13 protein-coding genes are annotated in these 12,624 nt (G+C 32.8%); 7 read left to right on the forward strand and 6 right to left on the reverse strand.

Features of this window, described 5'->3' with window-relative positions:
* Window positions 1-266: 266 nt before the first annotated feature.
* Window positions 267-488: a hypothetical protein gene (locus tag PHS07_00810; GenBank protein ID MDD4606869.1), complete on the reverse strand. Its 222-nt coding sequence runs from the start codon at window positions 486-488 to the stop codon at window positions 267-269.
* Between the two features lie 164 nt (window positions 489-652).
* Here PHS07_00810 and dnaB point away from each other — a divergent pair, with 164 nt between their 5' ends.
* The 3 genes from dnaB to recR are packed head-to-tail and all read left to right on the forward strand — an operon-like array spanning window position 653 to window position 2,943.
* Window positions 653-2,062: a replicative DNA helicase gene (gene dnaB, locus PHS07_00815; protein MDD4606870.1), complete on the forward strand. Its 1,410-nt coding sequence runs from the start codon at window positions 653-655 to the stop codon at window positions 2,060-2,062.
* Window positions 2,063-2,074: 12 nt separating this feature from the next.
* Window positions 2,075-2,344 (forward strand): YbaB/EbfC family nucleoid-associated protein, encoded by a 270-nt coding sequence (locus PHS07_00820; GenBank protein ID MDD4606871.1) that lies wholly within the window; start codon window positions 2,075-2,077, stop codon window positions 2,342-2,344.
* Between the two features lie 2 nt (window positions 2,345-2,346).
* Window positions 2,347-2,943, forward strand: coding sequence for a recombination mediator RecR (gene recR, locus PHS07_00825; protein ID MDD4606872.1), 597 nt, complete (start codon window positions 2,347-2,349; stop codon window positions 2,941-2,943).
* A gap of 106 nt (window positions 2,944-3,049) precedes the next feature.
* On the opposite strand, the gene rplU is transcribed toward recR, so the two are convergent.
* On the reverse strand, window positions 3,050-3,364 hold the full coding sequence (gene rplU / locus PHS07_00830; protein ID MDD4606873.1) for a 50S ribosomal protein L21: 315 nt from the start codon (window positions 3,362-3,364) through the stop codon (window positions 3,050-3,052).
* 214 nt (window positions 3,365-3,578) lie between these two features.
* On the opposite strand from rplU, the gene PHS07_00835 reads away from it, so the two are divergent.
* The gene (locus PHS07_00835; protein MDD4606874.1) at window positions 3,579-3,887 is read left to right on the forward strand and encodes a hypothetical protein; all 309 of its coding nucleotides are present in this window, start codon (window positions 3,579-3,581) and stop codon (window positions 3,885-3,887) included.
* A gap of 43 nt (window positions 3,888-3,930) precedes the next feature.
* Here PHS07_00835 and PHS07_00840 read toward each other — a convergent pair whose 3' ends face one another.
* The 4 genes from PHS07_00840 to PHS07_00855 all read right to left on the reverse strand — a co-directional run bounded on the left by PHS07_00840 (window position 3,931) and on the right by PHS07_00855 (window position 7,142).
* The gene (locus PHS07_00840) at window positions 3,931-5,025 is read right to left on the reverse strand and encodes an MraY family glycosyltransferase (GenBank protein ID MDD4606875.1); all 1,095 of its coding nucleotides are present in this window, start codon (window positions 5,023-5,025) and stop codon (window positions 3,931-3,933) included.
* Between the two features lie 312 nt (window positions 5,026-5,337).
* Entirely contained in the window at window positions 5,338-5,736 is a 399-nt protein-coding gene (gene ruvX, locus PHS07_00845) for a Holliday junction resolvase RuvX (protein ID MDD4606876.1), read from the reverse strand.
* Between the two features lie 4 nt (window positions 5,737-5,740).
* On the reverse strand, window positions 5,741-6,484 hold the full coding sequence (gene map / locus PHS07_00850; GenBank protein MDD4606877.1) for a type I methionyl aminopeptidase: 744 nt from the start codon (window positions 6,482-6,484) through the stop codon (window positions 5,741-5,743).
* A gap of 1 nt (window position 6,485) precedes the next feature.
* Window positions 6,486-7,142, reverse strand: a complete 657-nt coding sequence (locus tag PHS07_00855) for a nucleoside monophosphate kinase (GenBank protein ID MDD4606878.1) — start codon at window positions 7,140-7,142, stop codon at window positions 6,486-6,488.
* Between the two features lie 559 nt (window positions 7,143-7,701).
* Here PHS07_00855 and PHS07_00860 point away from each other — a divergent pair.
* The 3 genes from PHS07_00860 to PHS07_00870 are packed head-to-tail and all read left to right on the forward strand — an operon-like array spanning window position 7,702 to window position 12,622.
* Entirely contained in the window at window positions 7,702-8,022 is a 321-nt protein-coding gene (locus tag PHS07_00860; protein ID MDD4606879.1) for a hypothetical protein, read from the forward strand.
* Window positions 8,023-8,024: 2 nt separating this feature from the next.
* A complete protein-coding gene (locus PHS07_00865; protein ID MDD4606880.1) occupies window positions 8,025-11,363 on the forward strand; it encodes a DNA polymerase III subunit alpha in 3,339 nt (1,112 codons plus the stop codon).
* 29 nt (window positions 11,364-11,392) lie between these two features.
* Window positions 11,393-12,622, forward strand: coding sequence for a hypothetical protein (locus PHS07_00870; GenBank protein ID MDD4606881.1), 1,230 nt, complete (start codon window positions 11,393-11,395; stop codon window positions 12,620-12,622).
* Window positions 12,623-12,624 lie beyond the last annotated feature (2 nt).

Below are 12,624 nucleotides of genomic sequence, written 5' to 3' on the forward strand. Positions count from 1 at the left end.
GAGCTATAGGGGCTTAATTATGAATTTAAATGAAAATGAATAAATTAATAGCTCTGGATCGTCTGCTTAAAGTCCGCCGGCTGGCGGATCTACCACTGAGCTATAGGGGCTTAATTATGAATTTAAATGAAAATGAATAAATTAATAGCTCTGGATCGTCTGCTTAAAGTCCGCCGGCTGGCGGATCTACCACTGAGCTATAGGGGCTTAATTATGAATTTAAAATATCAACTTTTAATTTTCAATTATTATATCTAAACTACTATCTAAAACCACCCTGAACTCCGTTTAGTCACTTGATAAACATCACCTTGCTTTTCTAGAGTAAAATTCATCCGATCATATTCAAATTTAACATATCTTTCTTCGCGGGCATAATCAAAAAAAACTTCCGCTTCACTTCGCTCAAATTTTTCTAAAGCCTTAATACCAGCCTCATCACCCATTACTTGATAACCATGAACTAATTGTGGTTTATCTGATGACATAATTTTTAATTATAAACTGTTTAAAATATTTTAGCAAGTTTTAAAAATTAAATCAAGTTTAAAAGTTTAAAATTATAAATTTAAAACACAAGTGGATAAAATGTGGAGAGATTAATTTGTTTAAATTTCAAATTTAGATTAAACTATAAATACACACATAAAATATGGCTAAAGAAATTAAAGAAAAAATTCCACCGCAAAATATTGAAGTCGAACAATCAGTGCTTGGCTCTCTCTTGATTGACAAAGAAGCTATTATTAAAATAGCTGACTCTTTAATGCCAACTGATTTTTATAAAGATACTCATCGATCAATTTATGAGGCCATGTTAGATTTATACAGAAACAGAGAACCTATCGATGTGGTCAGTTTAACCAATCGACTAACCGAACGTCAAGAATTAAAAACCATCGGTGGTCGCAGTTATTTAGCTAGCCTGGCTAATAGCGTACCAACTGCTAGCCATGTAAGTACTTATGCTCAAATTATTCAAAAAAAAGCTACCCTACGTCGTTTAATTCATGCTGCAGCTGATATTAATGAATTGGCTTATCAAGAAGAAGAAGACGCGGATAAAATTTTAGACGAAGCTGAAAAAAAAGTTTTCAGTGTTTCACAACAACATCAAACCCAAGCTTTTACTTCTTTGAAAGATACTTTAAATGAAGCTTTTGATCGCATTGATGAACTCCATAAAGGTGGCGGTAAAATTAAAGGCTTGCCAACTGGCTTTTCTGATTTAGATAATGTTATCGCTGGTTTACAAAAATCTGATTTAATTATTTTGGCTGCTCGCCCCAGTATGGGTAAAACCAGTCTCGCTTTAGATATGGCTCGCAACATTGCCGTTAACACTAAAACACCGGTTGGTATTTTTAGTTTAGAAATGTCAAAAGATTCCATCACTGATCGTTTGATTTGTTCCCAAGCTAATGTTAATCTCTGGAAAATGCGTACTGGTCATTTGTCAACCAAAAAAGAAGATGATGAATTTCCTCGCATTGGTCAAGCTTTGGGCGTTTTATCAGATGCACCAGTTTATATTGATGATTCGGCTATGGCTAATATTATGCAAATCCGCACGCGCGCTCGACGCTTACAAGCTGAACATGGTTTAGGTGTTTTAATTATTGATTACTTACAATTAATGGAGGGCGATCGTTTATATAATTCCGGTCGTGTTCAAGAAGTTTCTGACATTTCACGGGGTTTAAAGGCTATTGCTCGCGAACTTGATATTCCAGTTTTAGCCTTGTCTCAATTGTCGAGGGCAGTTGAATCACGCCACCCGCCTATTCCCAAATTAGCTGATTTAAGAGAATCTGGTTCAATTGAACAAGATGCTGATTTGGTTATGTTTATTTATCGTGAAGAAATGTACAAACGCGAGACTGATCGTAAAAACATCGCTGATATTTTTATCGCTAAACACCGTAATGGACCGACCGGTGCTATTCAACTTTATTTTGACAGTAATACTGCTAGTTTTAGAAACTTGGAACGTTCCGGAGAAACCGTCCCCGATCTTGATGAAAATTTTTCAGAAGAATTTACTACCCAGATTAATTTTTAAAATTTAATTTTTATGTTTGATAAATTAAAACAACTACAAAATCTTCAAAGCCAAGCTCAACGCATGAAAAATGAATTAGCTCAAGAAAAAATTCAAGTTGAAAATCATGGCTTAAAATTAACTATCACCGGAGATCAAAAAATTATTGATTTACAACTTAATCCTGAGTTATCTTTTGAAGATAATCAAAAATATCTAATTGATTTAATTAATCAAGCAATTAATAATGTTCAAAAATTAATGGCCGACAAAGCTAAATCAATGATTAATTTACCTTTTTAATTATGGATTATTCTTCAGCTATCCAAAAATTAATTGAAGAGTTTAATAAATTTCCCGGCATTGGATCTAAAACCTCAGAACGGTTTGTTTTTTATTTATTAACTTTAAACAATCAAGAGTTGGAAAATTTAGGTCAATACATCCGAGAGTTAAAAAATAAAATTACCACCTGTTCAATTTGTTTAAATTTTTCTGAGACTGATCCGTGTGATCTTTGTGCTGATAAAAAACGCGACCACCAAATTATCTGTGTTGTTGCTACTCCTCAAGATTTAAGAGCTATAGAAAAAACACGTCAATTTCAAGGAATTTATCATGTGCTCGGTGGAACTATTAATCCCAGTCAAGGCGTTACTCCAGAAAAATTAAATATTCACCAACTCATACAACGCATTAAAAATAATAAAATTAAAGAAATTATTACTGCCTTTAATCCCGATATGGAAGGTGAAACCACTTTATTATATTTGAAAAAAATTCTAAGTCCTTTTAAAATAAAAATTACGCGCCTAGCTCGAGGCTTGCCAGTTGGTAGCGATCTTGATTACGCAGATGAAATCACCCTGGCCGATGCATTGAAGGACAGACGAGAAGTTTAAGTTTTAGATGAATTTTTAATTTAAAAGGGGCTTTGTCCCCTTTTTTGTTTACAAAAAAAGAACCAACCAATTAAGCTGATTCTTTTTTTATAATTGATAATAATTTTTAAGCCAAACTAATAGCGGTAATTTTAATTTCGGTATATTCTTGTCGATGACCAGCTGTTTTATAATATCTAACTTTAGGCTTATACTTAACCACCTTAACTTTTTTATCTCTACCTTGTTCTAAAATCTCTCCCTCAACCTTAACTTCTTTTAAAATAGGTTGACCGACTTTAAAGTCCTTACTATCGGCGTATAACAAAACGTCTTTAAAAATAATTTTGGAGCCAGGTTTTTTGTCTATTTTTTCAATTTTTAAGACAGTACCTTTTTCAACTTTGTATTGTTTACCACCTGTTTTAATAATTGCTAACATGTTTTTATAAAATTAATAATAATTACTTTATTGTAAATTATATTTAATTTTAAGTCAAGAGATATTGACATTTTTTTTAAAAAAATTTATAATGGAATATTAAATTTAATTTTAAAAAATAATCAGGAGGGACACGCTCATTAAAATGGGGAAAAAATATTATTACAACTCCCCTATCTGTTTTAAAAAAATAAACATTAAAAAAGGAGATGAAATGGATTTCGCCGCTGTTATTCTTTTCATTGCATTAATCTCTGCTTTGGCTATTGTTGTGACTCTAATTAGTTTTAGAGAGAAATGGGGCCCTTGGTTCTATCGTCGAGCAATTATTAAGGGAAAAAGTCCTCATATTATTCAACGGCATCGCGATAGACTTGTGCGATTCGGTATTCCCGACGACGTCATCGCACGACACCATCAAAGAGCCATCGAAAAGGCCGATTCAATTCTCAATCCCAATCGTCCAGAAATAAGCACCTCTACTGTCTGTACAGTTGAAAAAGCATCAACACCGCCCTCTTAGGACGGTGTTTTTTTTATTTTTTTATTTTTTTTATTTTTAAATTTTAAGTTTCTATATTTTTCCAGTGATTTTTTCTAATTAAAATTATAGCTAAAATTAACATCACCAACAACATCATTCCCAAAGCAATTAATTTACCAAAAGAATGTAAAAATAAACTTATTCCACCAAAAATTAAACTGATCAAGTATAAAAATAAAACTACCTGTGGCTGTGTTAAACCCATATCTAATAGTCTAAAATGTAAATGTTTATTATCTCCCAACCACGGCGCTTTGTGCTCACTAATCAAACGACGTAAAATTACCCAAGCTAAATCTAAAATTGGAATACCTAAAACTAAAACCGCTGTGGCGATCTTACCGCCAGCAATAATGGCTAAAATACCTAGCATAAAACCACACCACAAACTGCCACTCTCGCCTAAAAATATTTTGGCTGGATGCCAGTTTAAAACCAAAAAGCCTGCACACGCCCCACTAAAAATTAAGGCTAAAATGGCCACCTCTGGCTGGTACCAAGCCGTAGCTAAACATAAACCAGCAATCGCCAAGCCACCAATACCACTTATACCCGAAACTAAACCATCTAAACCGTCTAAAAATTTAGTCGTATACATCATAACCATCAACCAAAAAAAGGTAAAGATATCGGACCAAACTGTAAAATAATACGGCAAACCATTAAATCTAAAAAGCTCAATTTTCCAACTATCAAAATAAATTAATCCCCCCAAAGGATTGGTAATATATTTAATTCCCACGCCACTAGCTATCACAATTATAGTAGCTAAAACTGGCCATAGAATTTGTTGCCAAGGTTTTAAATTAAATTTGTCATCCAAAATACCACCAATCATAATTAAAATGCTGGCGATTAAAACCCCAATTAAATTTTTAGTTGCAATACTTTGGTTTAAAATTAAATCAGTTTTGAAAACAAAAAAACCAGCAACCACCGCCATGCTTAAAAAAACCGCTAAACCGCCTAAAAGTGGCTTAGCACCTTGATGAATTTTGCGCTCTGGAGCTGTACTGGCCCGGTCAACTATTTTTAACTTTAAAGCTAATTTTCTGATTAACCAAGTTGAGATTACAGCTAAACCAAAACTGGAAATAAAAGCTAAAAAATAAGACATAATAATAAAATTTCTAATTTCTAATATCTAATTTTTAATAAAAATAAAATTCATCTAAATCCGGACCAGGGGTCTAGGGGGTGAGACCGACCCGCCGATTCGACGGGGAGTTCGAGCCACCAAAACTTTTGCTTCTTTTGGTTACAAGAGAAGGTGAGGTATTTACAATTTCATTCTTAAATCAATATTTAGTGTTACTAACCCTGGATCCTGCCTGCTGGTAGGCAGGTAACAAATTAGCGTTCAAAATATTTTTGTATACTCAGCAGGATCCTATCGTTCCACTTCGTTTCACTCAAGGATGACAAATATTTATTTATTTTTATCTAAATACGTTTGTAAAATTAAAGCCGCGGCCGCCGCGTCTTTTTTGTTTTTAAAATCAACTTGTTGAAATTGCTTAGCTACTTCTTTCGTAGAAAATCTTTCATCAACTGTTTCTAAATCTAAATTTATTTTTTGAGATAAATAATGAATAAAATTTTCTACTTTTAAAGTCATATCTGTTTTTTTACCTTGCATAGACACCGGCAAACCAATAATTATTTTTTTTACTCCTTCCAACTGACAAATATTTTCAATCTCTTCGATCACTAAATTTAAAGATTTATTTTGTATAATTTTCAAAGGTAAGGCTAATTTTTTTTCAGTGCTCCCAATGGCTAAACCGATATTCTGTGTGCCGTAATCAATGGCTAAAATTTTTGACATAAATTTAAGTTAAAATTTGATTACCTCTTTCGGTAATAGCGATGGTGTGCTCAAAATGGGCTGACCAACTACCATCTTTCGTTGCAACCGTCCACTGATCATCTAGTGTCTCAACTTGATAACCACCAACATTTACCATGGGTTCTATGGCGATTACCATCCCGGGTTTTAAAATTTCTCCTCGGCCGGATTGGCCAAAATTTAATACGCGCGGATCTTCATGCACTTGTCTACCAACGCCATGTCCCGCCAATTGTTTAACTACTGAAAAACCGTTTTTTTCAACATAATTTTGTATGGTCGCGCCAATATCACCTAACGTTCTACCCGGTTTGGCCTGTTTAATACCTAATTCTAGGGATTTACGAGTAACTTTAATTAATTTTTTGGCGACTTTATTAATGTGATCAACACCAATTGTGATTGCTGTATCGGTGCATAAACCTTGATACCAAATACCCAAATCTAAACCCACAATATCGCCTGATTGAATAATTTTATCTCGGCTAGGAATACCATGGACGACATGATCGTTAACCGACACGCATAAACTTGCTGGATAACCTTCATAATTTTTAAAGCTTGGTTCAGCTCCGGCTTGTTGGATTAGATTCTCAGCTATATCATTCAATTCCCACGTTGAAATCCCAGACTTAACCTTTTTAGCCACCTCACGTAAAATTCGATGTAAAATCTGACCACCTTGTTTTAAAATTTCAATTTCTTGAGGAGTTTTTAAAATAATCATTTTATGTTTTTAATTGTTTAATAATATTTTGATGAACTTCCTTTATGGTTTGTTCTCCATTAATTAGTATTAACTTATTTTGTTTTTTAAAATAAGCCATCACCGGTCGAGTTTCTCGACTAAAAACCTGCCAACGTTTTTTTAAACTAGCTGGATTATCATCTGGTCGTTGAAAAATTTTACCACCACAGATTGGACAGTTTTTAGCTGTTTTTTTTAAAGTTTGACCTAAAATAAAAGATTTGTCGCACTTTAAACAAACTCGTCTTTTTAATAAACGTTTAACGCTTGTTTTTTGATCAATATCTAAAAAAATAAATTTACTTAATTCTCGTTGATGCTTTTTAAATAATTTATCTAAATCTTTGGCTTGACTTAATTTTCTAGGTGTTCCGTCTAATAAAATGCCTTTTTTCTTAGATATTTTTTTTATATATTTGTCGATTGTTTTCATTAATAAATCACTTGAAACTAATTTTCCTTCAAGCATGGTTTGTTGAATCTCACGACCTAATTTGTCTTTTTTTTGAGCTCGTTCTCTTAAAATGTCGCCGGTTTCAATGTGAGCTAATTTAAATTTTTTTTCTAATAAGTTGGCCTGTGTTCCCTTACCAGCTCCCGGAGGGCCCAAAATAGCTAAATTTAAAATTTGTGGCATTTTTTATTTTTTTATTTTTTAAAACTTATTCAATATTATACTAAAAAATTAAGACGAAAACAAGATAATAAAATAAAATTCTCTGAATTACAAAAACTCGAGGGATAAGATTCAAAGATACACAAGGTTTTGTCATCCTAAATTATTTTTGTTATCCTGAATTTATTTCGGGATCTGGAATCAAGTGAAGTATTTCAATTAAAAATCAACATTGTGAGTATCAACAGATGCTGAAACAAGTTCAGCATGACACCTTAAATAAGTGCCATTGTAAATCCCTACCAAACCGATGGACTAAAAAATCTATTGAGACTTGTCATTTCAAAGAAACGGTAGTGACTGAAAGATCCTTTCAACGTTGTTATTAAAAAACAAAAAAAAACTAACTGTAAAAATAAATTCAAGGGATCTCTCCCTGCCGAATCGGCGGGTCGAGATGACAAAAATAAAAATTACGTTTTTACATTCTAATATATTCTGTTTCTCTATTTTTTAAGTTTGTGCGTTTAAATGTTTATATGCTATAATAAAATATAATTAATTTTTAAAAAATAAACCTATGTTAGAAACTAGCAAAGACGTTTTATATTTAGTCATTGCTTTTTGTGTTTTATGGCTAACCATTTTTATGTGTTGGACTTTATATTATTTTTTAATTACCATCAAAACCACCAAAGAAATTTTTCAAACCGTTAAAGAGCGCGTCTATGAAGTTAGTGACTTAATCAAAACCGTCAAAAATAAAATTGAACGTATTGCTGTGCCCTTTACCGTAGTCGCGGAAACTGTTAAACAAATCGTGCCCTTGATTAAAAAATTTACTAATTCTGAGGAACAAAAAGACAAAAAAACTAAAACCACCAACAAAAAGAAAAAATAATTATGGAGTTTGTTCACCTACATGTCCACTCGCATTATAGTCTTCTTGATGGTCTAGGTAAATTAGACGATTTAATTGCTCAGGCTCAAGAATACAACATGCCAGCTTTAGCCCTAACTGATCATGGGGTTATGTATGGCGTGATTGAATTTTATAAAAAAGCGACAGCTGCTGGCATTAAACCAATTATTGGCGTTGAAGCTTATCTAGCTCGCAATGGTTTAGATAAAAAAAGAGCCAAACTTGATGAAAAACCTTATCATCTAATTTTGTTAGCTAAAAACCAACAAGGCTATCAAAATTTAATTAAATTAACTTCCATCGCCCATTTGGAAGGTTTTTATTATAAACCACGTATTGACTGGGAACTTTTAGAAAAATATCACGAAGGTTTAATTGCTTTATCCGCTTGTATTCAAGGTGAAATTCCCCAAGCCATTTTAGAAAATCAACTTTCGCAAGCCGAAAAATTAGCTTTAAAATATCAAAAGCTTTTTGGCGCTAATAATTTTTATTTAGAAGTCCAACACCATTCCGGCAATCAAGATCAAGAAAAGGTTAATAATTTTATTTTTGAAATTGCCAAAAAAAATCATATCCCAGTCGTTGCCACCAACGACGTTCATTATGTCAATTCTCATGATGCCGAAGCTCAAGACATTCTTTTGTGCATGCAAACCAAAAAGAAAAAACAAGATCTTGATCGAATGAATTTAATGGATCACGATTTGTCTTTCCGTTCGCCACATAATATGATTGAAGGTTTTAAGGATCACCCAGAAGTTATTGAAAATTCAGTCAAGATTGCTAAAATGTGTGATTTAAAAATTGAATTGGGCGAAATTAAATTACCTTATTTCGAAGTTCCAAACGATAAAACTGCTGATGAATATTTAACTGATATTTGCCAACAAAACATTGTACAACGCTATCCCCTGATTCGCTACGAAAAAGAAATCGCTGAAGATAAAAAAAAACCAAGTGACTTAGAAAAACAGATTCAAGAGCGTTTAAAATATGAATTGGAAATTATCAAAAAAACCGGCTATGCTTCTTATTTTTTAATTGTTCAAGACTTTGTCAACTGGGCCAAAAAAAATAACATCGTAGTTGGGCCTGGTCGCGGTTCAGCTGCTGGTTCAATCGTCTCTTATTTAACTAATATCACCGAAATCGATCCCTTAAAATACGATTTAGTTTTTGAAAGATTTTTAAATCCAGAAAGAATTTCCATGCCTGATATTGACTTAGATTTTGCCGATACGCGACGCAATGAAGTTGTTAGCTATGTTGAAAATAAATATGGCAAAGATCATGTCAGCCAAATTATTACTTTTGGTACTATGGCCGCTCGAGCAGCCGTTCGCGACGTTGGTCGCGTTTTAGATTTTAGTTATAGTTTTTGCGATAAACTTGCTAAATTAATTCCTCAATTCACTAATTTAAAAGATGCTCTAACCAAAGTGACTGAACTTAAGGAATTATATAATTCCAATGATGATGCTAAAAAAATTCTCGACATGGCTCAAAAATTAGAAGGTGTCGCTCGACACGCTTCGACTCATGCCTGTGGGGTTTTAATTACCCGTGAACCCCTTGATCATTATGTCCCATTACAAATTGCCTCGCGAGGTGACGAGACTATTGTCTCGCAATACGACATGATATGTGTTGAATCTTTAGGTCTGTTAAAAATGGATTTCTTGGGTTTAAAAAATTTAACCTTAATTGAAAATTGTCTTGAAATTATTGATAAAACTCAGGATCAAAAAATCAATTTAGAAACTTTATCTTTAGAAGATTTAAAAACTTATCGCCTTTTACAAGACGGACAAACTACCGGCGTTTTTCAGCTAGAAAGTTCCGGCATGAAACGATATTTAAAAACGTTGAAGCCAACCAATATGGATGATATTATTGCTATGGTCGCTCTCTATCGACCTGGACCGATGCAATTTATTCCAGATTATATCAATGGTAAACATGGCAAACGTCAAGCTACTTATTTACATCCTAAATTAAAACCTATTTTAGATAAAACTTACGGCATTGCAGTCTACCAAGAACAAGTTTTACAAATCGCCCGCGATTTAGCCGGCTTTACTCTTGGCGAAGCTGATATTTTACGTAAAGCTGTCGGTAAAAAAATTGCTGAACTTTTAAAACAACAAAAAGATAAATTTGTTAAAGGTTGTGTCAAAAATAATATTAAAAAAGAAACAGCTTTAAAAATTTTTGAATTTATTGAACCCTTTGCTGGTTATGGTTTTAATAAAGCCCATGCAACCTCTTATGCCACTATCGCCTATCAAACAGCTTATTTAAAGGCTAATTTTCCGGTTGAATTTATGGCTTCTCTTTTAACCGCCGATGAAAATGATAGTGATCGAGTTGCTATTGAAATTGAAGAATGTAAAAACATGGGCATTGAAGTTCTTCCGCCAGATATTAATGAAAGTTTTAAAAATTTTACTGTCGTTGTTGGTACCGAAAATCCAACCATTCGCTTTGGACTTTTAGCCATTAAAAATGTTGGTTCAACTATCGTTGATATTATTATTAAAGAAAGAAAAACCAATGGTTTATATCAAAATTTAACCGACTTTTTAAAACGCGTTCAAAGTAAAGATCTAAATAAAAAATCATTAGAAAGTTTGATTAAATCTGGCGCTTTAGATAATTTTGGCGAACGCAATCAATTGTTGGAAAATATTGAAAATTTACTTAACTTTGTGCGTAATATTCAAAAGGAAAAAATTAATGGCCAAAAAAGTCTGTTTGGTGTTTTGCCCGTAAATAACACTGAACCAAATTTAAAATTAAAATCAGCTCGACCAGCGACTCGCAAAGAAAAATTGTCATGGGAAAAAAATCTTTTGGGTTTGTACGTTTCAGAACATCCCCTAAAAAAAGTTTTTGAAATAGCCCAAAAAGACATTGTCAGTTGTTCTATGATTGAAGAGCAAAAAACAAAAAGCTATATTAAAATTATTGGCGTAGTGACTAAAATAAAAAAAATTATTACCTCGAACAATAAAACAATGTTATTTGTTAAAATTGAAGATTCGAGTGGCAGTTTAGAGGTAATCGTCTTCCCAGATGTTTATAATAATAATAAAAATCTTTGGGAAGAAGAAAAAACCCTGGCTATTATTGGCAAGGTTTCTGACAAGGATGGCACTAAAAAAGTTATTGTCGCTGAAGCTAAAAAAATTGAACCCGATGATCCAGACAGCTCTCTTAAAACCATTCTTTCCCTTCAACCACCAGCCAACAATGGCTTTAAATACGCCAATCAATCTGGCTGGGCAGTAAGCTATAATAGTTTTTATACTTATTAATTTTAATCATAATTTATAAAATAAAAAATATGGCTTCTCAAAATTCAAAAAATAAAGATAAAGATAAAAAAAATCCTAATCAAAACAGGACTCGCAACATTTATAAAGCCATTGCTTTAAGTTTTATTGTGGCCACTCTTGTTTTGATTTTATTAATTGTTAATTTTACTCTAGCGCGCGCCGATATCACCTTAACACCTAGCCAACAAAATATTCAAGCTGAACCACAAATTACCATTGTCGATAGCTCTACCCAACAAGATTTAACCTTGCAAGGCAAATTTTTTTCTGTAACTCGTAGCTTGGAAAAAACTTTTTTTCCGTCAGAAGCAAAAACTCAACCAGCTCAAATTACTGGTCAAATCACAATTTATAATAATCATACCGAAGATCAAACGCTCATCGCCACCACTCGTTTTCTATCACCCGACAATATTCTTTATCGGTTGGAAGAAACAGTGACCGTAGGTGCCGGACAAAATTTAACCGTTCAGATCTCCTCTGATCAAACTGGCCCAACTAATCAAGTTAAAGCTAAAACACGCTTTACCATTCCAGGCTTGCGAACCAATTTGCAAGACAAAATCTACGGTGTTAATTCTGAGGCACTTGCTGGTGGTGAAAAAAAATTAGGCATTATTTCACAAACGGACATTGATCAAGCCAAACAACAACTTGAAACTGAACTTAATCAAACGATTATGAATGAAATTGAAGACACTTTTAACAATCAAAAACGTAACCCTTTTGAAGAAACAGATCAAGCTGTCGAAAATTTAGCTAATTATGAATTACTTAGTAATATTAGCCAAAAAGAAATTTTAAACACCCAAACCGATGCTGAAGCCGGCCAAACTAGTGATGGTTTTAAAATTAATTTAGAAATGCGAATAACGGTTTTAGCGATCGAAAAAAATCAACTCTTTAATTTAACCTTGAATCAACTCGAAAAACAAATTGACGCCAATCAACATCAACTTTACTTACAGCGCGATAGTTTTAATTACGAATTAGAAAGTTGTAATTTTGAAACTAAAACTGCCAAAATTAAAACTCAACTTCAAGCTGGCATAACCCTAAAACCCGATAGTTTAATTTTAGATAAAGATAAATTGATTGGACTTTCTAAAAAGGGCGTGCTAAAATATTTTGAGTCATATGATCAAATTGATAAAGTTGAAATTAAATTTAAACCCTTTTGGGTTTTTCAAGTGCCACGCTTAAAAAATCATATTCAAATTAATATTCAACAACCATAAAA

The organism is Patescibacteria group bacterium (genome assembly GCA_028707495.1).
In the GTDB taxonomy this organism is placed as follows: Bacteria; Patescibacteriota; Patescibacteriia; order UBA2591; family JAQWAS01; genus JAQWAS01.